20 protein-coding genes are annotated in these 20,377 nt (G+C 62.5%); 6 read left to right on the forward strand and 14 right to left on the reverse strand.

Translation table 11 applies throughout. The features are described 5' to 3' along the window. Nucleotides 1-74 precede the first annotated feature (74 nt). The 3 genes from HYPGJ_RS01525 to map all read right to left on the reverse strand — a co-directional run bounded on the left by HYPGJ_RS01525 (nucleotide 75) and on the right by map (nucleotide 2,977). Complete coding sequence (locus HYPGJ_RS01525; RefSeq protein WP_046845549.1) at nucleotides 75-1,316, reverse strand: site-specific integrase; 1,242 nt, start codon at nucleotides 1,314-1,316, stop codon at nucleotides 75-77. A 155-nt stretch (nucleotides 1,317-1,471) separates the two neighbouring features. Further along, nucleotides 1,472-2,131, reverse strand: coding sequence for a DNA repair protein RadC (gene radC, locus HYPGJ_RS01530; RefSeq protein ID WP_052750750.1), 660 nt, complete (start codon nucleotides 2,129-2,131; stop codon nucleotides 1,472-1,474). Between the two features lie 12 nt (nucleotides 2,132-2,143). Next, complete coding sequence (gene map, locus HYPGJ_RS01535) at nucleotides 2,144-2,977, reverse strand: type I methionyl aminopeptidase (RefSeq protein ID WP_046845550.1); 834 nt, start codon at nucleotides 2,975-2,977, stop codon at nucleotides 2,144-2,146. A 109-nt stretch (nucleotides 2,978-3,086) separates the two neighbouring features. Here map and HYPGJ_RS01540 point away from each other — a divergent pair, with 109 nt between their 5' ends. Continuing rightward, nucleotides 3,087-4,250 (forward strand): OmpA family protein, encoded by a 1,164-nt coding sequence (locus HYPGJ_RS01540; protein WP_046845551.1) that lies wholly within the window; start codon nucleotides 3,087-3,089, stop codon nucleotides 4,248-4,250. Nucleotides 4,251-4,403: 153 nt separating this feature from the next. Here HYPGJ_RS01540 and rplS read toward each other — a convergent pair whose 3' ends face one another. The 11 genes from rplS to hrcA form a co-directional block, all read right to left on the reverse strand. Next, nucleotides 4,404-5,099 (reverse strand): 50S ribosomal protein L19, encoded by a 696-nt coding sequence (rplS, locus tag HYPGJ_RS01545; protein ID WP_046845552.1) that lies wholly within the window; start codon nucleotides 5,097-5,099, stop codon nucleotides 4,404-4,406. Between the two features lie 210 nt (nucleotides 5,100-5,309). After that, a complete protein-coding gene (locus HYPGJ_RS01550) occupies nucleotides 5,310-6,977 on the reverse strand; it encodes a L,D-transpeptidase family protein (RefSeq protein WP_046845553.1) in 1,668 nt (555 codons plus the stop codon). A gap of 206 nt (nucleotides 6,978-7,183) precedes the next feature. Continuing rightward, nucleotides 7,184-7,915 carry a tRNA (guanosine(37)-N1)-methyltransferase TrmD gene (trmD, locus tag HYPGJ_RS01555; RefSeq protein WP_046845554.1) on the reverse strand — a complete coding sequence of 244 codons (732 nt, stop codon included), beginning with the start codon at nucleotides 7,913-7,915 and terminating at the stop codon, nucleotides 7,184-7,186. 60 nt (nucleotides 7,916-7,975) lie between these two features. After that, complete coding sequence (locus tag HYPGJ_RS01560) at nucleotides 7,976-8,263, reverse strand: DUF1330 domain-containing protein (RefSeq protein WP_013217331.1); 288 nt, start codon at nucleotides 8,261-8,263, stop codon at nucleotides 7,976-7,978. 96 nt (nucleotides 8,264-8,359) lie between these two features. After that, nucleotides 8,360-9,355, reverse strand: a complete 996-nt coding sequence (locus HYPGJ_RS01565) for a murein L,D-transpeptidase family protein (RefSeq protein WP_244465971.1) — start codon at nucleotides 9,353-9,355, stop codon at nucleotides 8,360-8,362. A gap of 146 nt (nucleotides 9,356-9,501) precedes the next feature. Then, a complete protein-coding gene (gene pyrF, locus HYPGJ_RS01570) occupies nucleotides 9,502-10,197 on the reverse strand; it encodes an orotidine-5'-phosphate decarboxylase (protein ID WP_046845555.1) in 696 nt (231 codons plus the stop codon). Nucleotides 10,198-10,201: 4 nt separating this feature from the next. Further along, entirely contained in the window at nucleotides 10,202-10,801 is a 600-nt protein-coding gene (locus HYPGJ_RS01575; protein WP_046845556.1) for an NAD(P)H-dependent oxidoreductase, read from the reverse strand. Between the two features lie 111 nt (nucleotides 10,802-10,912). After that, nucleotides 10,913-12,073 carry a molecular chaperone DnaJ gene (gene dnaJ, locus HYPGJ_RS01580; protein WP_046845557.1) on the reverse strand — a complete coding sequence of 387 codons (1,161 nt, stop codon included), beginning with the start codon at nucleotides 12,071-12,073 and terminating at the stop codon, nucleotides 10,913-10,915. Between the two features lie 152 nt (nucleotides 12,074-12,225). Further along, nucleotides 12,226-14,151 (reverse strand): molecular chaperone DnaK, encoded by a 1,926-nt coding sequence (gene dnaK, locus HYPGJ_RS01585; RefSeq protein ID WP_046845558.1) that lies wholly within the window; start codon nucleotides 14,149-14,151, stop codon nucleotides 12,226-12,228. A gap of 343 nt (nucleotides 14,152-14,494) precedes the next feature. Further along, complete coding sequence (gene grpE / locus HYPGJ_RS01590; RefSeq protein WP_046845559.1) at nucleotides 14,495-15,112, reverse strand: nucleotide exchange factor GrpE; 618 nt, start codon at nucleotides 15,110-15,112, stop codon at nucleotides 14,495-14,497. A gap of 126 nt (nucleotides 15,113-15,238) precedes the next feature. Beyond that, nucleotides 15,239-16,330, reverse strand: coding sequence for a heat-inducible transcriptional repressor HrcA (gene hrcA, locus HYPGJ_RS01595; RefSeq protein ID WP_046845560.1), 1,092 nt, complete (start codon nucleotides 16,328-16,330; stop codon nucleotides 15,239-15,241). Between the two features lie 126 nt (nucleotides 16,331-16,456). Between hrcA and rph the strand changes: the two genes are divergently transcribed. The 5 genes from rph to hemW are packed head-to-tail and all read left to right on the forward strand — an operon-like array spanning nucleotide 16,457 to nucleotide 20,349. Next, nucleotides 16,457-17,170, forward strand: coding sequence for a ribonuclease PH (rph, locus tag HYPGJ_RS01600; RefSeq protein ID WP_046845561.1), 714 nt, complete (start codon nucleotides 16,457-16,459; stop codon nucleotides 17,168-17,170). 23 nt (nucleotides 17,171-17,193) lie between these two features. Then, the gene (locus HYPGJ_RS01605; RefSeq protein ID WP_046845562.1) at nucleotides 17,194-17,619 is read left to right on the forward strand and encodes a DUF1772 domain-containing protein; all 426 of its coding nucleotides are present in this window, start codon (nucleotides 17,194-17,196) and stop codon (nucleotides 17,617-17,619) included. Further along, nucleotides 17,604-18,038 carry a VOC family protein gene (locus tag HYPGJ_RS01610; protein ID WP_046845563.1) on the forward strand — a complete coding sequence of 145 codons (435 nt, stop codon included), beginning with the start codon at nucleotides 17,604-17,606 and terminating at the stop codon, nucleotides 18,036-18,038. The genes HYPGJ_RS01605 and HYPGJ_RS01610 overlap by 16 nt, the downstream gene beginning before the upstream one ends. After that, nucleotides 18,038-18,928 carry an RdgB/HAM1 family non-canonical purine NTP pyrophosphatase gene (gene rdgB, locus HYPGJ_RS01615; RefSeq protein ID WP_046845564.1) on the forward strand — a complete coding sequence of 297 codons (891 nt, stop codon included), beginning with the start codon at nucleotides 18,038-18,040 and terminating at the stop codon, nucleotides 18,926-18,928. Before HYPGJ_RS01610 ends, rdgB begins: the two co-directional genes overlap by 1 nt. Beyond that, the gene (hemW, locus tag HYPGJ_RS01620; RefSeq protein ID WP_070104050.1) at nucleotides 18,925-20,349 is read left to right on the forward strand and encodes a radical SAM family heme chaperone HemW; all 1,425 of its coding nucleotides are present in this window, start codon (nucleotides 18,925-18,927) and stop codon (nucleotides 20,347-20,349) included. Before rdgB ends, hemW begins: the two co-directional genes overlap by 4 nt. Nucleotides 20,350-20,377: the final 28 nt, after the last annotated feature.

Raw genomic sequence — 20,377 nt, forward strand, 5'->3', positions numbered from 1 at the left:
GCTTTGCGCGTCGATCTCGGCGGCCGTTTTCGCGGCCTTGGCGCGGTGGGGCGTCGGTTTGGCTGGAGGGCGGCTCATGCGGCCGCCTTCAGACGCTTCTTCGCCAGCATGGCGCGAACGAATTTGTCCCATTTCGCCATGCCGGCGCGCTTCTCGACCATGTAGTGCCAGCGATCGTAGTGCTTGGAGCTGACGTCCTGTAGCGCATGGTTCTGGAGGCGATCGCGGATTTCCTTCGGCACGCCCGCCTTGCCGGCCAGCGTTTTGAAGGTGCGGCGGAGATCGCGGTTCGTCGCATAAGGGATCACGCCGCGGTCCCGCTGGCGCCAGACGAAGCTATAGAGCGTGCCGTGGCTGACGGGCTGCTTCGGGTCTTTGGCCGAGGGGAAGAACCAGCCGTATTCGTTCGGCTTGATCGACTCGATCAACTCGGCGGCGAGCAGAGGCACGGGGACGGCGTGAGGCTGCTCGTTCTTGGTCTTGGACCAGTCGATGATACGCTCTTTGGCGTCCCACTGATCGACATGGAGCCGCGCGATCTCCTCGACGCGCTGGCCGGTCAGCAAAATAAGCTGCACAGCGCGCGGATAGGAGGGGTGAACCGGCGTGTCGGGGCACTCTAGCCAGCGATAGAGCTGCACGAACTCGTCTTCGTCGAGCCAGCGAGTGCCTTTGACCTTGGGTTCAGTCGGGATGCCCGTCGCCGGATTGAAAGGAAGCCGGAAGCGACGAGAGGATTGCTGCCGATAGTCGTTGTCGGACTTCATGCCCCAACTAAAGGCCGCATGGAGGTATGAGCGCACATGGTCGGCCATCGACTTTGCGCCGCGCTCGTAGATCGGACGGATCAGCTCGATAATTTCCTCGGCCTCGATCTCGCGGGCGAGGCGGTTACGTCCGAGCGTGTCGGCGATCTTGTTGAGGCCTTTTTCCGTTTCCTTCCAGGATGGCTTGCCCGCATCCTTGAGCGCGGCGACATAGCCCTCGAGCAGATCGGCGACGGTGCCGGGGCGAGTGTCGGTGGCGATCTTGATGCTACGCCTCTTCTGGATGACGTCTGCGAAGTCGCGCTTGTAGATTTCGCGGGCTTGCGCGAGCGACATTGAGGGATAGGCGCCGATCTTCTTCTTGGTGCGTTTGCCGTCCCGCCATTGCTGAGCCATCCAGTCAGCGGTGACACGTTTCGGCATGGGCTTGAGAACAAGGACGAGACGGCCCGTACCGCGCCCTTCGCCATCGGCGAGGTTCTCCTGCTTGCGACTGATCTCGACGCGCTTCAGCGCATGTCGGATCGCGGTATCGGTTAGGGCGGGCATAGCGTTTTCCTCCTTTCCGGAACTGGGAGCGGTCGAGGAGAAGCAGGGATCGCTAGCTGGGAGCGGAAGGCCGTTTTCTACCCCTTTTACAGCCCCCAATTTGCCAAAACCGCCCCCACTACGCAATACCCAGAAATCGCTATTTCGTCAGTGTTTCAATGTGCTTGTGCGTGATCCAGCGTGATCAAAGAGGGGGTAGTGGGATGGTTGTGGACAAGGATGATCGCGGTCGCGGACAGTTCAAGCGCCCGCTTCACGACTTCGCGGACATAGACGGGCGTGTGGTCGACGGTTCCGCGCCCCTGGACTTCGTCGGCGATCAGCGCGTTCTTCTTGTCGAGGAAGAGAATGCGAAAATACTCGCGGTCTTCGAAGCCCTGCGCGAGGCGGAGATAATCGAGGACGCCGCTCCAGGATGACAGCGCCGGGCGCGATTTGATCTCGCCTCTGGTCAGGCGTTCCGCCGCCGTCTTGATCAGCTTCAGTTCCTGGACGGCGCGGTCGCCGACGCCTTCGATCTCTTTCAGGCGGTCCGGCGGGGCGGAGACGACCTCCGCAAACGACCCAAAGCGGGCGAGCAGGCGTTTCGCGATCGGCTTCGTGTCGATACGCGGGAACGCCCGAAACAAGATCATCTCGAGCAGCTCATAGTCGGGCACCGCATCGGCGCCGCCGTTCGTGAAACGCTCGCGCAAGCGCCCGCGATGTCCGGCCTTGTCGTCGACGGCTTTCTTCGGTTTGAGCGCGGCGGCGAACAGCGCGCCCTGCTCCGCGGCACTTGCCTTATCGTCGCCGGACCCGTTGGAGTGCGACATCGGCTCTGTCCGTCAGGCGGCGGCGGGCAACTTGTAAGGCGGCAGGTCGTAACCGGCGGGCGACGCGGTGAAGATTTCGCAGCCCGTTTCGGTGACGCCGACCGTGTGCTCGAACTGTGCGGACAACTCGCGATCCCGCGTGACCGCGGTCCAGCCGTCGGCGAGAATTTTGACGTGCGGCTTGCCGAGATTGATCATCGGCTCGATCGTGAACAGCATGCCCGGCTCCAGGATCACGCCTTCGCCCGGTTCGCCGTAGTGCAGGATATTCGGGCGATCGTGGAAGACGCGCCCAAGTCCGTGGCCGCAGAAGTCGCGAACGACGCTGCAGCGCTCGGCTTCGGCGAAGGTCTGGATGGCTGCGCCGATGTCGCCGGTCGTGTTGCCGGGCTTCACCGCCGCGATGCCGCGCACCAGAGATTCATACGTCACGTCCATCAAGCGTTGGGCACGGCGCGAGACTTCACCAACGGAATACATCCGGCTGGTGTCGCCGTGCCAGCCGTCGACGATCAACGTGACGTCGATGTTGATGATGTCGCCGATGCGCAGCGGCTTGTCGTTAGGCATGCCGTGGCAGACGACGTGATTGATCGAGGTGCAGGTCGCGTAGCGATATCCACGATAGTTGAGTGTCGCCGGCAGCGCGCCATGATCGAGGGCGAAGGCGAGCACCAGATCGTCGATCTCAGCCGTCGTGACGCCCGGCTGCACGACGGGGACGAGCATATCCAACGCTTCAGCGGCAAGGCGTCCGGCTTTGCGCATTGCAGCAAAAGCTTCCGCATCGTGCAGCGGGATTTTGCCGTCGCGCGTCGCGCTTCTGTTTACTTCAACGTTCGACATGTTGCTCCGGACTGGAACTTATATGGCTGTGACTGCAATTTAGTGCCAAACTATCCCGCTATAAAAGAGCGCCTTTGCCAAGGGCGCCGCAAGCACAGGAGGAAAACCCATGTTGCAATTCCGTGCGCCTCTCCTTGGAGGGGTCTCTTGCGTCGGGCTGATGTTTCAATTCGCGAGCGTAAATATAGGGCATGCGACGACGACGGTCGAGATGCTGAGCGCTCGTGACGCTACCCGCGTGCATTCCGCTCCGAGTTCATTGCCGCAGCTGATGCGGGACGGCGCTGTTCAGTTCAGTTCGGGCTCGACCCGCGCGACGATCACGCTTGCGCAGGACGACTCCGCGCCGCCGGCGACCGGTGGTCAGGCAACGACCGATTTCTACGGCGACAGCGCGGCGCCTGAAAACCCGGCGTGGGCGGCTGAAGCGACGTTCAATCCCGACTACTCGGCGAACGCATCGGAGGCGCCCGCCGCGTCGGATGACGCTGCTCAGTCAGCGCCATCGGAAAGCGAAGCATCCGGCGAACCGGCTGCAACGCAGACGGCCGAGGATACGTCTCCGCCGCCGACGGGCGGGACAGCGACAACGGATTATTACGGCGGCTCGCCATCACCGCAGGATCCGGCGTGGGCCGCTCCGGCCAAGATGAACCCGGACTATTCGAGCGAGCCAGCGGCGCCTGCGGAAGCGGCTCAGCCAGCGGCAACGGAAGCTCCTGCTGCTGCTGCATCTCCGGCCGAGGAAGACGCCGCACCGCCTCCGACCGGTGGCAAGGCCACGACAGACTATTACGGAGGCAGCGCAGCTCCGAGCAATCCGGCCTGGGCGGAACCTGCGAAAATGAATCCCGACTACAACGCCGCCGCTGCGCCGGCTGCATCTGAAGCAGCAGCACCCGCAGGGGAAGCATGCCGCGAAACGGTTGCAACGAATGCCAAGGCCGCGACGCTGCGCTTCAACGAGGACAGTGCTGCCATCGCTCCGGCGAGCCGCACCGCGTTGTCGGCCCTCGCCACGGCGCTGAAGGCTTGTGCCGGCGTCGTCGTCGAGGTTCGCGGATTTACGGACAGCGTCGGCTCATCGGAGGGCAATCAGATGCTGTCCGAGCTTCGCGCGAAGAAGATCGTCGATTTCCTGACGGACGCCGGTGTCGAAGCGTCGAAGCTGACGGCTGTCGGCAAGGGTGAGGACGATCCGGTCGCCAACAATGAAACGGCGGAAGGCCGCCGTCTCAACCGGCGTGTCGAGTTCGTGCTTTCGGGTCAGTAATGGCCGCTATGAAAGACTGAGACGCGGCGGCTTCATCGGCCGCCGCTTTTCTTTTGGCTATCGCAGTCCTGCGTTGCCCAAGCGCGCAAAAAGAAAACGCCGGATACGAGATCCGGCGCTTTATCCTTGGACGTCGATTTCAGATCCGTCGACTTATTCCTTGGCTTCCTCAGCCGGAACTTCAGCGGCCGTGAGTTCAGCGACGAGGCGCTGCGCCTGGCCGATCCAATCCTGCTTCTCGATGGCGCCCTTGAGGTTCAGCGTCTCATCGATGTTGGCGATGTCTTCGTCCGACAGGTTGGCGATCTGTTCGATCTTGTAGCAGTTGAGATGCTTCAGGCGGTTCTGCAGGTCGACGTCGATGCCGTTGATGCGGGTCAGATCATCGGCCTCGCCCTTCGGCTTCTTGAAGCCCTTCCAAGCCGCGTTGAGGCGGCGTGCGCGCGCGTCCGTGCGCTCGAAGATGCGGGCGGCTTTGCCGCGGCGGCCGCGGAGATAATAGAGCTTCGCGCGGCGGACCTTGCCGCGGCGGAGGACTTCGATCTCGGCGATGTAGGGCGAGTAGACCGGGAAAACGCGCTCGACGCCTTCGCCGTAAGAAATCTTGCGAACCGTGAAGTTCTCGTTGAGGCCGGCACCCGAGCGGGCGATCACGACGCCTTCATACGCCTGGAAGCGGACGGTCGGCTCTTTCTCGACCTTTTTCTTCTTGTCTTTCGGGTCGGTTTCGGCGGATTCGATGACCTTGACCAACACCTTAACGGTGTCGCCGGGGCCGAATTCAGGGATGCCACGCTTGGAAAGGACGGCGTCCATCTGCTCGCGTTCGAGCTGTTGGATAATATTCATCTTGTTGATTCCGTTTCGTTTTTTGATGACGCAGAGGATCGGCTGGCGGTATTTCGACCGAGCCGGTCATGCAAGCCCCTGATGGGCCACCCGTTTGAGGGGAAGTCTTGTTGGCCCGCTGATACTCGAAGAGTGCCCCGTTGTCGAGCGGAAAGGGGCGCTCCGATGGTTTGTCGCGCAAGACTTAACGCGACGTTTCCAGCCTCAGCCTCAGAGCCCGAAGGCGCTGCCGATGATGTCACCGAGTGTTGCGTTCGATTGCGCGGAACGCCGGGTGGCGCTGTCGCGGCCGCGAGACTTGGAGGCGACTGCTCCCGGATTGAAGCTCGGCTCGACCGGCGCGAGGTGATTGCGGCCCTTCTTGATTTTCGACCATTGTCCGTCGAGCGCCAGCGTCACGCGCTTTTCGTGGCCGTAGACGTCGTTGAAGGTTTTCAGTTTGCCGTCGTCCGTGACCCAGGCGGTGAAATAGACGAGGTGGATCGGGATTTCCTTCGAGATCGGAACCTCGTTGTTGAGGGGACCCGAGCGATCGAGCTCGGCGATCTTGGCGGCATCCCAGCCCTTGTCTTCCTTCAAGACCATTTCGGCGAGCTGCATAGGGTTTTGCACGCGCAGGCAACCGTGGCTCAGCGTGCGCTGGGCGGGACGGAACATCCATTTGTCGGGCGTGTCGTGCATGAAGATCGTGTGCTGGCTCGGGAACGAAAACTTCACGCGGCCGAGGACGCTTTTCGGGCCGGGCGGCTGGAGCACGATGAAATTGCGAATGTCGGTCGACGACCAATCGTACTGGCGCCAGTCGACGCGGCGTCCGTCCTTGGTCTGGAGCTGAAGGCCATACTGGCGCATGAGCCCGCCGCCGCGAATGAGGCTCGGCCACAGCTCGTTGACCATGATGCTTTCCGGCACGCGCCATGCCGGGCGCAGTACGACGTATTTCAAAGGCCGCGAGAAAATCGTCGACTTCTTGTCGACTTCGCCCGCAACGATTTTGGCGGAGCGAATGATTTCGCCGTCCTTGTAAACGTACTGCATGAACTCCGGGATGTTGTTCAGCACGTAGAAGTCGCCCATGTCGGGCCACATCCAGCGCCACATCTCCATGTTGGCGCGAAGACGCTTGGCGGCGGGGCTGAGCTTGGCGAGGTTGCCGTCGGCGGGCAGCATCGTCACGTAGAGCTGGCGCAGCTTTTCGAACTGCGGCTGTTGCGGATGCAGGCTGCGGAGGTAAGCATCGGGTTCGTGCGAGTCCGCCAGAGCCTTGATCACGGTTGCGGGGTCGATCCACTGCGGACGGCGGTCGAATTCGGTGGTCAGCATTTCGGCGGGGTCGGGAATGCGTCCGCCACGCGCGAAGCGTGCGTATTGCAGGGCTGCTGTCGAGTACTGGATTTCGGCATCGGCCAGCGTGTCGGTGTCGGTCGCGGTCAGCGCGCCGTTTTCGAGCATCGGAAGTTTGAAAGCGCTGGCGTCGAGACCGTAGGCGTTGGCGTTTTCGATTTCGGTGATGAGGGCTTTGGTTTCGGGCTTCAGGCCGGATGCGGTCACCCAAAGGCCGTCGCCGTGGCGCGCCGCGTAAAATTCGGTAAGCGCCGTCTGATCCATTTTCTCGCGCTCTTCGTCGGACGCCTTCGCAGCGGCGAGCTTCGAGCGCGCGACGCCGAGGACCGGATCGTCGGCGGCTGCCGCCGGCGCGACGGCATCGGGGGGTGAAGTGGCTTCGGGCGTCGCTTGCGTTTGGGGCGTTGCTTCGGACTGTGCAGATGCAGGCGCTGTCTGTGCCGGAGTTTCGCTCGGCGCTGGCTCCGCAAAAGCCGGCTGGATCATCACCAAAGCCGCAACCGTGCCGAACAGAATGCTCTTGAAGTTCCCCATTGCCCCGTCCCGATCGGTCACGCACGCACCGGCGTTTAGCTCTTTGTTTTGTCGTGCTTCTTATCGGAAAACCGGTTCCCACTTTTCCGGAAGCACTTTCGCGCGACCCGCCGCATATGCCGCGACGGGCGCCCCGAATCTTTCCCCTGGACGCATTTGTCCAGGAAAATCCTGACCATGCAAAGGCGAAGGTTTGATGGCGTGCTTTAGGAGCGCTTTTGGTGCGGTGGGTGTAGCAGATCGGGCCGCCGGTCGGCCGTCAATTTCTCGGATTGTTCCCGCCGCCACGCCTCGATTTTCTTGTGATCGCCGGAAAGCAGAATGTCCGGGATGGCACGGCCCTGCCAGTCGCGCGGCTTCGTGAACTGGGGATATTCGAGCAGGCCGGTCTCGAAGCTTTCGCTGGCGAGGCTTTCGCTGGCGCCGAGAACGCCCGGCAGCAGGCGGACGCAGGCTTCGATCAGGACCATGGCCGCGACCTCGCCGCCCGCGAGCACGTAGTCGCCGATCGAGACTTCCTTCAGCCCCTTGGCGGCGATGACGCGCTCGTCGATGCCTTCGAAGCGTCCAGCGAGCAGTGTCACGCCTGGACCGTCGGCCAGACTGCGGGCCAGGCTCTGTGTCAGTGGCGTGCCGCGCGGCGACAGATAAATCAGCGGCGCATCGGGCGAGAGCGTTGACGCGTGATCGAGCGCCGGGCCGAGAACGTCGGCGCGCAGCACCATTCCGGCCCCGCCGCCTGCGGGCGTATCGTCAACCTGACGATGCTTGCCGAGGCCGAAATCGCGGATCTGGAGTGTGTCGAGCGACCAGATGCCGGCGTCGCGCGCCTGGCCCGCGAGCGAAACTCCGAGCGGGCCCGGGAACGCGTCCGGGAACAGCGTCAGCACGAGCGCGCGCCACGGCGGACGGCCATCGCCCGAAGGAAAGTGCGGCATCGCAGGAGCCTCGCGTGAAGTGGTCATCCGATGCGATCGGCTTCGGATGACCGGAAAAGATCAGACGCCTTCGACGACGGTGATGTCGAGCGTGCCGGCGCCCTGGCGGAGCGCTTTGGCTTCGGCGTATTCCGGTGACGTCGCGTAGCCGTGGGCGTGCTCGTAGCTCGGGAATTCGAGGACGACGTTGCGTGCGGTGCCGTTGCCTTCGACGATCTCGTGGCGGCCGCCGCGCACGATCGGCTTGCCCTCGTACTTGTCGAGCGCGATTTTCGATTTCGCGACGTAAGCCGCCCACTTTTCAGGGTCGGTTACGGTGGCGTGGGCGATGACGTATCCCTTCGGCATTGCGGTCTTCCTGCTGTGATGTTCGAACGCCGTGGCATAGCCGGTGCGAGGCGGCTTCGGCAACCCGTGAGCAGAAAGACGGAAAACCGCAGCGGCTCAAGGATTGAGGAGCGGCTGCACGGCGCCGAGGCTGGCGTCGCTGCTCTGGCGGGGCGGGCGGCTGATGGTTGCCGTCGTCGAGCCCCAGCTCAAGCTCGTGAAAAAGCCGCCGATGCTCGATGAAGCCTCGGCCGATTTCATTTTCTTGCCCTGGGCTTCGAGGCTCGGATCGTTCTTGGCGAGGCGCTTGGACATGCGCGGCGACAACGGCGCGAGGCGCTTGCCGATCAAGGTCGGGCAGGCGGCGTTCGGGTCCATGCCGACCGGCGTCAGCGAATTGACGACATAGCGCTTGGAGCACATGCCTACCTTCGGCGGTTCCCGAGTCTCGGCAAAATCGTCGTAGGCCTGCTTCAGTGGAGCCCAGGTCGTGCGTGCGGGATTGTCGGCATGGCGCTTGATGTTCGAAGCGGTCATGCGGAACGGGAACACGTGGACTGGAACGGATGGTTCGCCAGCCGCCAACGCATCGCGCACGAACGCGTAGATTTCTTCGATCAGCTTGTCCGACATGGCGAAGCAGCCGACGCTGCGGCAGTCGCCGTGCACCATAATGTAAGCGCCGGTTCGTCCGAGCGCGCGGTCGAGCGCATTCGGATAGCCGATGTTGAAAGCGAGATGGTATTTGCTGTCGGGCTTCATGCCGCCGGGTGTTGCCGCGTAAAAACCTTCAGGCGACATGCGGTCGCCCTGCGTCTGCTTCGGGCCAAGCGTTCCGCCCCAGTTGCAGATCGGGAATGTTTTCACGAGCGCGTAGCGGCCGTTCGGACGCGCCTTCCAGACTTCAAGTTCCGACTCTTCCTTGAAGACGCGGATGTAGACCGGGGCTTCCGGCACGATGTCTTTCATCAGGAGCGCGGCTTCGGTCGTGGCGGGAAGCGGTTTGGCGGCGGCTTGTTCCTCGGCGCGCGCGGCGTGAAACGCAGGGAGCGCACCCAGCAAAAACAAAACTGCAGCGAGCCAGTTTGCCCGCTTCATCGTACGCCACAACATCTGCCGTGAACCCCGCGTGACCTGTTCCCCGGACTAGCGCTTAGCCTAGCCCCACAGACGGTTAATGCTTGGTAAATCGCGACTGTGCGCAGGGCGTGGTGAGAGCTTGGCGAGGATGTGGCGAGGTGCGTGCTATGCGCGCGCGATCAGGCGCTTGCGATGCGAGCCAGGAAGGCTTCAGCGGCAGCCTTGGGATCTTTCGCGGCGTTGATCGGGCGGCCGACGACGATGTGGTTGGCGCCGTCGCGGATCGCCTCGTCCGGCGTCGTGATGCGCGCCTGATCGCCAGTCTCGCCACCGGGGAGGCGAATGCCGGGCGTGACGATGAGGAAGCTCGGCGAGGTCTTGGCGCGGACGGCGGCGGCTTCCTGTCCGGACGCGATGACGCCATCGACGCCGGCGTTGTGGGCGATGCGGGCACGGCTCAGCACGAGGGCTCCTGGCGTTAGCGGAATGCCCTGTTCGTCGAGGTCGGTTTGATCGAGGCTCGTCAGCACAGTCACGGCGAGAATTTTCAGCTGAGAGTCGCCGCGTCCGCGCACGGCGGCTTTCAGCGTTTTCGTATCGGGACCGTGAACGGTGATGAAGTCGACGCCGAGTGCCGCGGCTGAAGAGACGGCGCGCTCGACGGTGTTGCCAATGTCGAGAAATTTCAGATCCAGGAAGACGCGCTTGCCTTCCTGCTTCAGCTCACTCGCGAGCGACAGGCCATCGGAAAACAGAAGCTCGAGCCCGATCTTGTAGAACGACACCGTGTCGCCAAGACGATTTACCAGCGCACGCGCCTCGTCGTAGGAGGGCAGGTCGAGGGCGACGATGAGTTTGTCTTTGGCGTCCGTCATCGGCTTATCCGTGCAAAACGCGGGCGGCGCGAGCGAGCTTCTGAATGACCGTCTTCAGTTGCTCCTGCTGGTCCTTGTTTTTCAAGTGTCCGTGCTCGTCATAGGCGTCGACGGCGCGCGGGAGCAAGAACTGATCGGGCAGCACCAGCGCACCGATGCCAGTTTCCAAAACCAGACGAAGCTGCGAGAGGCCGCGCAAGCCGCCCATGCCGCCGGGCGACGCCGAGCCGATCGCGAACACCCGCGTGCGATAGACTTCCATCGGGGCTTCGCCTTCGTCGCGAATGTGGCTGATCCAGTCGATGGCGTTTTTCAGCAGCGGCGTGAAGGAAGCGTTGTACTCGGGGCTGAGGATGAAGATGCCCGTGTGGGCTTTCATCAGATTTTTCAGCTTATGGGCGTTCTCGGGCTGACCCGAGGTCACTTCGAAATCGCCGTCGTAGAGCGGCATCGGATAATCGGCGAGGTCGGCGAACGTCGACGGAATGCTGTTTGCTTCAGCGATTTGAGCAGCGAGACGCGCCAGGCGTTTGTTGTGCGAATTCTTGCGAGCGCTGCCCGCGAAGAAGAGCAAGCGAGGGTCCGACTTCGTCGATGCTGTCATGGAGAAAGAACTGTCCGTGTGGGATTGGCGGCGGATTGCGCCGGACCGTACCGATGGATTGTGGATTAGGGAATAGGACCGGGCGCGCGGCTGAAGAGCGTGCCGCTAAGATCAACCGCTCTTGCCCTCGAAAAATTCCTTAACGCGGGAGAAGAAACCGGCGCTTTCGGGGCTCGTTTCCTTGTGGCTCGCGCGTTCGAATTCTTCGAGCAGCTCGCGCTGCCGGCGCGTCAGGTTTTTCGGCGTCTCGACATCGACCTCGATGTACATGTCGCCGGTAACCTTGGCGCGAAGCACCGGCATACCCTTGCCGCGCAGACGGAATTGCTTGCGGCTTTCGGTGCCTTCCGGAATTTTGACCCGCGTCGTCGTGCCTTCAAGCGTCGGGACTTCGATCTGTCCGCCGAGCGCCGCCGTCGTCATCGAGATCGGCACCTTGCAGAAGATGTCGGCGCCGTCGCGCTGGAAGAACTCGTGCGGCTTGATGGACAGGAAAATGTAGAGATCGCCGGGCGTGCCGCCGCGAAGTCCGGCTTCGCCTTCGCCCGCCAAACGGATGCGGGTGCCGTCCTCGACGCCCGCCGGAATGTTGACGGAAAGCGTGCGCTCTTTCTGTACGCGACCGGCGCCACCGCAATCCGCACACGGATCGTCGATCGTTTCACCGCGGCCCTGACAGGCCGGGCAGGTGCGCTCGATCGTGAAGAAGCCCTGGCTTGCGCGGACTTTTCCCATGCCGCCGCAGGTCGTGCACGTGCGCGGCTTGGTACCGGGTTTCGCGCCGCTGCCGGAGCAGGTCTCGCATTTGACGCTGGCCGGGACGCGGATCTGCGCGGTCTTGCCGCCAAAGGCTTCGCTGAGGGTGATTTCGAGATTGTAGCGGAGATCGGCGCCGGCTTCGCGGCCGGAGCGCCCGCCACGGCCTTGGCCGCCGCCACCGCGCCGTCCGCCCATGAACTCGCCGAAGAGGTCATCGAAAATGTCGGACATCGAGGAGGCGAAGTCGGGTCCAAATCCGCCCGGTCCGCCGCGACCGCCCATTCCGCCTTCAAACGCCGCATGGCCGAACTGGTCGTAGGCGGCGCGCTTTTGCGGATCCTTCAACGCCTCGTAGGCTTCGTTGACTTCCTTGAAACGGCGCTCGGCTTCCTTGTCGCCGGCGTTGCGGTCGGGATGGAATTCCTTCGCGAGACTACGATACGCGGATTTAACCTCTTGTTCCGTGGCGCCGCGTTTGACGCCCAGAACCTCATAGTAGTCCCGCTTGGCCATGGTTTTGTTGTTCTGTGACCTGTTTGCAAAAAGGGGCCGGCTGTACGCCCGTCAGAATATCCGCGTTATATTCTTTCGCCCTCGACCCATCAGCGGCACCCTATGCAGGGATTTCCGCAGCGTGTCGAGGGCGATGAGACGTCGATCGGCCGTTAAGCCGATTTCTTCTTATCGTCTTTGACTTCTTCGAAATCCGCGTCGACGACATCTTCGCCGCCGGCGGCCTTCTCAGCAGACGGCTCCTCGCCTTCGACGCCGGCCGCGCCGCCCTTGGCGGTGTAGACGGCTTCGCCGATCTTCATCGCAACCTGCGTCAGAGCCGTGGTTGCGGAGCGGATCGCCTCGGCGTCTTCGCCAGCAATCGCGGTCTTGGTGGCAGCGATGGCGCTTTCGACGTCACCCTTGATCGCAGCGACAGCCGGGATCGACTCGTTTTCGCTGAGCGACTTTTCGGTGCCGTGGACGAGCGCTTCGGCCTGGTTGCGAAGCTCGACGAGCTCGCGCCGCTGCTTGTCTTCGGCTGCGTGGGCTTCCGCGTCCTTGACCATCTTGTCGATGTCGGCGTCGGACAGACCGCCCGATGCCTGGATGCGGATCGACTGCTCTTTGCCGGTCGCCTTGTCCTTCGCAGACACATGGACGATGCCGTTGGCGTCGATGTCGAACGTCACTTCAATCTGCGGTACGCCGCGCGGAGCGGGCGGGATGCCGAGAAGATCGAACTGGCCGAGCATCTTGTTGTCGGCAGCCATCTCGCGTTCGCCCTGGAACACGCGGATCGTCACGGCGTTCTGGCCGTCTTCCGCCGTCGAGAACGTCTGACCCTTCTTGGTCGGGATCGTCGTGTTGCGGTCGATCAGGCGCGTGAACACGCCGCCAAGCGTCTCGATGCCGAGCGACAGCGGGGTCACGTCGAGCAGCAGCACGTCCTTGACTTCGCCCTTCAGGACGCCGCCCTGGATCGCGGCGCCGACGGCCACGACTTCATCGGGGTTGACGCCCTTGTGCGGCTCCTTGCCGAACAGCTGCTTCACGACTTCCTGGACCTTGGGCATGCGCGTCATGCCGCCGACGAGAACGACTTCGTCGATCTCGGCAGCCTTCAGGCCAGCGTCCTTCAGGGCCTTTTCGCAAGGACCTTTCGTACGATTGATCAGCGTTTCGACGAGGCTTTCGAGCTTGGCGCGCGTCAGCTTCATCGTCAGATGCTTCGGACCCGACGCGTCGGCCGTGATGAACGGCAGGTTGATCTCGGTCTGCGGAGCGCTCGACAGTTCGATCTTGGCCTTTTCAGCGGCTTCCTTCAGACGCTGCAGAGCCAGCTTGTCGGAGCGGAGATCGATGCCCTGCTCCTTCTTGAACTCGTCAGCGAGGTAGCTGACCAGAACCATGTCGAAGTCTTCGCCGCCGAGATGCGTGTCGCCGTTCGTCGACTTCACTTCGAAGACGCCGTCGCCGATTTCGAGGATCGACACGTCGAACGTGCCGCCGCCGAGGTCGTAGACCGCGATCGTCTTGGCTTCTTTCTTCTTGTCGAGACCGTAAGCGAGCGCGGCTGCCGTCGGCTCGTTGATGATGCGCAGCACTTCAAGACCGGCGATCTTGCCAGCGTCCTTGGTCGCCTGGCGCTGAGCGTCGTTGAAGTATGCCGGAACGGTGATGACGGCCTGCGTGACTTTCTCGCCGAGCTTGGCTTCGGCGGTTTCCTTCATCTTCTGAAGGATGAACGCAGAGATCTGCTGCGGGGAATACTGCTTGCCGTGGCTTTCGACCCAGGCGTCGCCGTTCGTGCCTTTAACGATATTGAACGGGACCAGCTTAACGTCCTTCTGGACCTCCGGGTCGTCGAAGCGGCGGCCGATCAAACGCTTGATGGCGAAGAAGGTGTTGGTGGGGTTCGTCACAGCCTGGCGCTTGGCCGGCAAGCCGACGAGACGTTCGTCGTCGGACGTAAATGCAACGATGGACGGCGTCGTGTTCGCGCCCTCGGAATTCTCCAGAACCTTCGGCTTTCCGCCCTCCATGACCGCGACGCACGAGTTGGTCGTGCCGAGGTCAATACCGATTACTTTAGACATTCTCGTCAATCCTTCTGAGTTGCGGCAGACCGGGTGGACCCTTGTTTGGCATCCAACGTGCCCGCCCACGAGGGGCTCAAAGCACCGGTCCCCAGGATTTCAATGGTGTGACCGACGGTTATATAAGGTGCTGTTTTTCGCGTGCAACGGTTCACCCGCGCAACCGCACATCAACTTTAAAGCCACCGGGTCGCGGATTACCAGCACAAACCTTTTTCCTCAAACACGTTCGATTTTGGGCCATTTCGTCAGGAATAATTTGATCCGAAACGGCGCTTCAAGAGTACGAATTCCCTCGAACTTCGTCTGACGGCGGCTCTGCGCAACGTCGTCACAGCAGCGGTCAAGCCGCAGGAGGTGGTTCGTTGACGTCCTGTTTTGCGACCTTCGGACCGCCCTTGGAGACGACGACCATCGCCGGGCGGAGGCAGCGGTCTTCGATCAGGTAGCCGACCTGGAAAACCTGCAGCACGGTGCCGCTCGGGACGTCAGGGTTCTCCTGCTCCATCACCGCCTGATGATGATGGGGATTGAACGGCTGGCCGACGGGATCGTCGACGACGATGCCGTGGCGTTCGAGGGCGCTGCGATAGTCGCGTTCGGCGAGAACGACGCCGTCGAGCAGCGCCGATAGCGCCGGATCGCCTTCGAGGGCGTCCTTCGGCACAGCGGCGATGGCGCGCTGGAAGTTGTCGCCGACCGTCAGAATATCTTTCGCGAACTTCGAGATCGCGTATTTCGCCGTTTCCTCTTTTTCCTTTTCGAGGCGGCGGCGCACGTTCTCGGTTTCGGCGACGGCGCGCAGATAGGCGTCCTGCTTGGCCGCGACTTCAGCAGTCTTGTTGTCGATCTCGCCCTGCAAAGCGGCGACCATCGCCTTGAGCTGTTCCGGCGTCACGTCGCCGTGCTCGGATGCTGCGTCCTCGATGGGCTCGTCACCCGGCTTGTTCTCGTCGCTCATGATACTCTTCGCTTGGGATTGATGGGAGCCCGATGCGCACACGAACGGGTCCCGGGATATCGGCTGCAATGGCCGAAAAATCAAGGCGGTCGTGAACCGCAGTAGACGTTGGCGCTCAACGAACCCTTAAGGAATGAGACGGCTGACCAGCTTCGCCGTGTAATCGACCATCGGAATAATGCGGGCGTAATTCAGCCGCGTCGGGCCGATCACGCCCAGGACGCCCACCACGTGACGTGTCTGATCGCGGAACGGTGCGACGATCAGAGACGATCCGGATAGTGAAAAGAGCTTGTTCTCGGAACCGATGAAAATGCGTACGCCTTCCGCCCTGTCGGAGGCGCCGAGCAGCTCGACGATGTCCTGCTTCGCCTCGAACGCGTCGAACAGCTGGCGGATGCGTTCGAGATCCTCGGCGGCGGTCACGTCTTTCAAGAGATTGCTCTGGCCGCGAACGATGAGGCTCTTGCGGTCGTCGGAAACTCCGGACCATTCGGCCAGGCCCGCGGTGATGACCTTTTGCGCGAGCTGATCGAGCTCGGCCTTGGCGACGTGCAGCGATTTCTCGAGCTCGACCTTGGCCTCGGCGAGCGTCATGCCGCGGACGTGCGTGTTGAGATAGTTGGAGGCTTCCTGCAACGCGGACGGCGGCAGCCCCTCGGGGAGCGCGATGATGCGGTTTTCGACATTCTGGTCTTCGTCGACGAGAACGGCGAGACCGCGCCCAGGTTCGAGCGGCACGAATTCGATGTGGCGCAGGCGCGCGACCTGCTTTTCGGCGAGCACGATGCCGGCGCAGTGCGAAAGACCCGAAATCAATTCGCCGGCTTCGCTCAGCAACTGATCGACGGATTTGTCGCGGCGGTAGGCGATCTGCGTCTCGATCTGGCGGCGTTCTTCCGGCGTCACGTCGCCGACCTCGAGCAGGCCGTCGACGAACAAACGCAATCCGAGCTGCGTCGGCAGACGTCCGGCGGAGGTGTGCGGCGAAACGATCAGGCCAAGCTGCTCGAGGTCCGACATCACGTTGCGGATGGACGCGGGGGAGAGGGCGATCGGCAAAGCGCGCGACAGGTTACGCGAGCCGACGGGTTCGCCTGTCGCCAGATAGCTCTCGACGATGCGCCGCAGGATCGTGCGCGAGCGCTCGTTAAGCTTCTGAAGCGGGCTTTTGCCGTCAAGCAAGGCTGCGGTCACGGCCTGTTCGTCGATTTTCATGACCTGAGAGTCTAGGAAGGCCAATGCCTTCCGTCAAATCGGCTTGCAGGGTTTCGGGCTTTAGGGTTGAAGGGCGGGGACGACTTCTTTAGCCTCCAGCGAAATATCAAGGTTTTCAGGAACAATATGCGACCCTCCAAACGCAAGCCCGATGAGCTGCGCCGCGTTTCGATTGAACGTGCCGTGTCCAAGCATGCCGAAGGCTCTTGCCTGATCAAATTCGGGGATACGCACGTCCTCTGCACGGCAAGCCTCGAAGAGCGCCTGCCGCAGTGGCTCAAGGGTCAAGGCCGGGGTTGGGTCACGGCCGAATATTCGATGCTGCCGCGCTCCACGCACGAGCGGACACGGCGCGAGGTGACGAGCGGGCATCCGTCGGGACGGACACAGGAAATCCAGCGGCTCATCGGTCGCGCGTTGCGTGCCGTCGTCGATCTGCCGAAGCTCGGCGAACGCCAGATCACGGTCGACTGCGACGTCATTCAGGCCGATGGCGGAACGCGGACGGCGTCGATCACCGGCGCCTGGGTGGCTCTGCACGATTGCATCCAGTGGATGAAAATGCGCGACATGGTGAAGGATGGCGTTTTGCGCGACCATGTCGCCGCCGTGTCATGCGGAATTTATAAAGGCGATCCGGTTCTCGATCTCGACTATGCCGAGGACAGCAACGCCGACGCGGATTCCAACTTCGTCATGACGGGCACGGGTGGGATCGTCGAAATCCAGGGAACGGCGGAAACGACGCCGTTTACCGAGGAGCGGTTCGGCGATCTGCTGACTCTGGCAAAAAAGGGTATCGGCGAACTCGTGCAACTGCAGAAGCTGACGGTCGCGTAAACAGACGCTCGGATGGAACGAGCATGTTCGGAAACTTCGCACTCGTCGCTGCGTGCCTGTTCGCCGGAGCGGCGCTTTACATCAGCGTTGCCGAGCATCCGGCCCGCATGGAGCTGGACGATGGTCCGGCTCTGGCGCACTGGCACGTCGCTTACCCGCGCGGCGCGATGATGCAGGCGACGCTGGCGTTGCTCGGGTCCGTGCTCGGTGTTCTCGAATGGCTCGTCACCGGCAATTGGCTTTGGTTGCTCGGAGCGCTCGTGCTGTTCGCCAACTGGCCCTATACGTTCATTTCGATCATGCCGACGAACCGGGTGCTCGAGGCGACCGTCGTCGATCAGGCCGGTCCAGCGTCGCGGGCGTTACTCGAGAAATGGGGACGACTGCATGCCGTGCGGACAGGGCTCGGCTTGGTAAGTGCTGGGATATTCTTATGGGTGCTGATCTGAGCGTTGCCTCCCCCTTACTCTCAATTCTCGAAACGGTGCTTTATGCACGCGATCTGGTCGCGACCGAGGAGTTTTACCGGCGCGTGCTCGGACTGCAGCCGATCGCGGTGGTTCCCGGCCGGCATGTCTTCTTTCGTTGTGGAGAGCAGATGCTTTTGATCTTCAATCCGGAGGCAACGCGCCATCCGCCGAAGCCGGGTGCGCTGCCGGTGCCGCCGCACGGCATGGAAGGCGAGGGGCATGTGTGCTTCCGCGTGACAGCCGACGATCTCGATGTCTGGCGGTCGAAGCTTCCCGAATTGGGCGTCGAAATCGAAGCCGACTTCGAATGGCCGAAGGGCGGGCATTCGATCTACTTCCGCGATCCGGCTGGCAACTGCCTTGAATTGGCCGAGGCGCGCATCTGGGGGATTTCCTGATGCGGCGCTTGACGCACGGATCGAAGCTTGTCGTCGCGAGCCACAACCCGGGCAAGGTCTGGGAGATCAATCAGCTTCTCGCGCCTTATGGCCTCAACGCCATTTCAGCGGGCGATCTCAATCTGTCGGAGCCCGAAGAAACGGAGACGACGTTCGCTGGCAATGCGCGGCTCAAAGCCTTGGCCGCAGCCGAAGGTTCGGGATTGCCGTCCCTCGCCGATGACTCCGGTCTCGAAGTCGATTGTCTCGATGGAGCACCGGGAATCTATTCGGCGCGCTGGGCGGGTCCGGGCAAAGACTTCGGCATCGCGATGGCGAAGGTCGCCGCCGAAATCATCGTGCGGAACGGCTGGGGTCCGCCTCTTCCGAAGGCGAATTTCATTTCCGTTCTGTGCCTCGCATGGCCCGACGGCGAGACGCAAATTTTCGAAGGCAAAGTCTTCGGTCATCTCGTCTGGCCGGCGCGCGGCGGCAACGGTTTCGGATACGATCCGATGTTCGTTGCGGACGGCGAGCGCAAGACGTTCGGAGAAATGGAGCCTGCCGAGAAGTACGCGATCTCGCACCGGACGCGCGCGTTTGCGGTTTTCCAGGCGGCGATGCTGGATCATTTAAAGCGCGACAATGCGGGTGATGGTTCGGGCGCCGGTCGTGATCTTGCAGCGTTCTCGGCGGCGGCTGCCAGTCTTTCGACGCGCGTTGAAGTGGCGTCGTTTGTCGAGCGTCTGAAGGCCGATCTCGAAGTCAACGAGAGCCAGTGGGTAAACACGACGCTCGCAGATTATCTCGATGCGCTTGCGGCGCGGCTCAAAGATGCACCGGCGACGGATGAACCGGCATGGCGGCAACTCGCAAAGGCGATGCTCGCGGCAAGTCAGAACGGTCGATGACGGACGCGCTGACATCTCCTGCCACAACCTCCACCCCCGACGCCTCCCCGCAGGAGAGAGGGGAGAAGTCGGAGCGGCGAGTGTCATCCTTTCTCACGCGGAGCAAGGGTGACGCGCAGTCGTCTGGGCTGCGAGATGATGCTCCGCCGTTCGGGGTTTATGTGCATTGGCCGTTCTGCGCGCAGAAATGTCCGTATTGCGATTTCAATAGCCACGTTCGTTTCGGCGGTTGGGACGAGGCGCGATTTCTCGCTGCCTATATTCGCGAGATCGACGCGACGGCGGATCTGATCGGCGCGCGGAAGGTTTCGAGCATTTTTTTCGGGGGCGGTACGCCGTCGCTCATGCAGCCCGCGACGACGGCCGCCATTCTCGATCATATCGGGAAGCGCTGGACTATTGCGCCCGATGCCGAGATCACGCTCGAAGCCAATCCGAACAGTGTCGAGGCGGCGCGGTTTCGCGGTTTTCGCGAAGCGGGCGTCAATCGCGTCTCAATCGGCGTGCAATCGCTGCGCGACGATGAGCTGCGCAAGCTCGGACGCATTCACAGCGTTGCGGAAGCGAAGGCGGCGCTCGATGTCGCGCGCTCGACGTTCGATCGATTTTCCTTCGACCTGATTTATGCGCGGCCCAATCAAACGCCTGACGCGTGGCGTGCGGAACTTTCGGAAGCGTTGGATCTGGCGGGCGACCACCTGTCGCTCTATCAGCTGACGATCGAGCCTGACACGGCGTACGCGGCGCTGCATGCGAAAGGCAAGCTCGTCATTCCCGACGACGACGCGGCGCGTGCGCTTTACGAAATCACGGACGAGCTGACGGCGGCGCGCGGACTCGCGGCGTATGAGGTTTCGAATTATGCGCGGCTTGGCTCCGAGAGCCGGCACAATCTGCTCTACTGGCGTTACGGCGAATATGCCGGGATCGGCGCCGGCGCGCACGGGCGCATCATCGTCACGGGTCGCCGGTCCGCTACGGTCACAGAACGCAATCCGGAAGCGTGGGCGGAGCGAGTAGAGGCCTCGGGAACCGGCGTCGTCGAGAGCACGGCGTTGACGCTCGAAGAACAGGCCGACGAAATGCTGCTGATGGGATTGCGGCTGAGCGAGGGCGTCGATCTCGATCAGCTCGCGGCGCTGGGCGGTGTTCGTCCTGCCGAACAGGTTGTTAGCGGTCTCATCGCGATGGGACTTCTGGAAGCCGTCGAGACATCCGGTGCGGCGCGGTCTGGCGTTGATTTCGCGCTAGACGACGACAGAGACATCATTCGCGGTTGCGCCGGACCGGGGCTTGCGCCGGAGACATTCGCTGCCCACGTGACTTCGCCGTCCCGCATTCGCGTCACACGCGCCGGACGGCTGGTTCTTAACGCGGTCGTGGCGGAGCTTTCCAAAGGCTTCGTCCCGGCTGCCGCATAGACAATTCACTGGACGCCATTTAAGCACG

Origin of the sequence: Hyphomicrobium sp. GJ21, assembly GCF_001006785.1 — a bacterium.
Classification (GTDB): domain Bacteria; phylum Pseudomonadota; class Alphaproteobacteria; order Rhizobiales; family Hyphomicrobiaceae; genus Hyphomicrobium_B.

Bases quoted from the DNA above. Each gene is read 5' to 3' on its own strand.
- dnaJ (WP_046845557.1), bottom strand. From the start codon at position 12,073: ATGGCCAAGCGGGACTACTATGAGGTTCTGGGCGTCAAACGCGGCGCC.
- HYPGJ_RS01575 (WP_046845556.1), bottom strand. From the start codon at position 10,801: ATGACAGCATCGACGAAGTCGGACCCTCGCTTGCTCTTCTTCGCGGGC.
- HYPGJ_RS01565 (WP_244465971.1), bottom strand. From the start codon at position 9,355: ATGTTGTGGCGTACGATGAAGCGGGCAAACTGGCTCGCTGCAGTTTTG.
- pyrF (WP_046845555.1), bottom strand. From the start codon at position 10,197: ATGACGGACGCCAAAGACAAACTCATCGTCGCCCTCGACCTGCCCTCC.
- map (WP_046845550.1), bottom strand. From the start codon at position 2,977: ATGTCGAACGTTGAAGTAAACAGAAGCGCGACGCGCGACGGCAAAATC.
- dnaK (WP_046845558.1), bottom strand. From the start codon at position 14,151: ATGTCTAAAGTAATCGGTATTGACCTCGGCACGACCAACTCGTGCGTC.
- radC (WP_052750750.1), bottom strand. From the start codon at position 2,131: ATGTCGCACTCCAACGGGTCCGGCGACGATAAGGCAAGTGCCGCGGAG.
- grpE (WP_046845559.1), bottom strand. From the start codon at position 15,112: ATGAGCGACGAGAACAAGCCGGGTGACGAGCCCATCGAGGACGCAGCA.
- HYPGJ_RS01605 (WP_046845562.1), top strand. From the start codon at position 17,194: ATGTTCGGAAACTTCGCACTCGTCGCTGCGTGCCTGTTCGCCGGAGCG.
- trmD (WP_046845554.1), bottom strand. From the start codon at position 7,915: ATGCCGCACTTTCCTTCGGGCGATGGCCGTCCGCCGTGGCGCGCGCTC.
- HYPGJ_RS01550 (WP_046845553.1), bottom strand. From the start codon at position 6,977: ATGGGGAACTTCAAGAGCATTCTGTTCGGCACGGTTGCGGCTTTGGTG.
- hrcA (WP_046845560.1), bottom strand. From the start codon at position 16,330: ATGAAAATCGACGAACAGGCCGTGACCGCAGCCTTGCTTGACGGCAAA.
- HYPGJ_RS01525 (WP_046845549.1), bottom strand. From the start codon at position 1,316: ATGCCCGCCCTAACCGATACCGCGATCCGACATGCGCTGAAGCGCGTC.
- HYPGJ_RS01540 (WP_046845551.1), top strand. From the start codon at position 3,087: ATGTTGCAATTCCGTGCGCCTCTCCTTGGAGGGGTCTCTTGCGTCGGG.
- HYPGJ_RS01610 (WP_046845563.1), top strand. From the start codon at position 17,604: ATGGGTGCTGATCTGAGCGTTGCCTCCCCCTTACTCTCAATTCTCGAA.
- hemW (WP_070104050.1), top strand. From the start codon at position 18,925: ATGACGGACGCGCTGACATCTCCTGCCACAACCTCCACCCCCGACGCC.
- rph (WP_046845561.1), top strand. From the start codon at position 16,457: ATGCGACCCTCCAAACGCAAGCCCGATGAGCTGCGCCGCGTTTCGATT.
- rplS (WP_046845552.1), bottom strand. From the start codon at position 5,099: ATGAATATTATCCAACAGCTCGAACGCGAGCAGATGGACGCCGTCCTT.
- HYPGJ_RS01560 (WP_013217331.1), bottom strand. From the start codon at position 8,263: ATGCCGAAGGGATACGTCATCGCCCACGCCACCGTAACCGACCCTGAA.
- rdgB (WP_046845564.1), top strand. From the start codon at position 18,038: ATGCGGCGCTTGACGCACGGATCGAAGCTTGTCGTCGCGAGCCACAAC.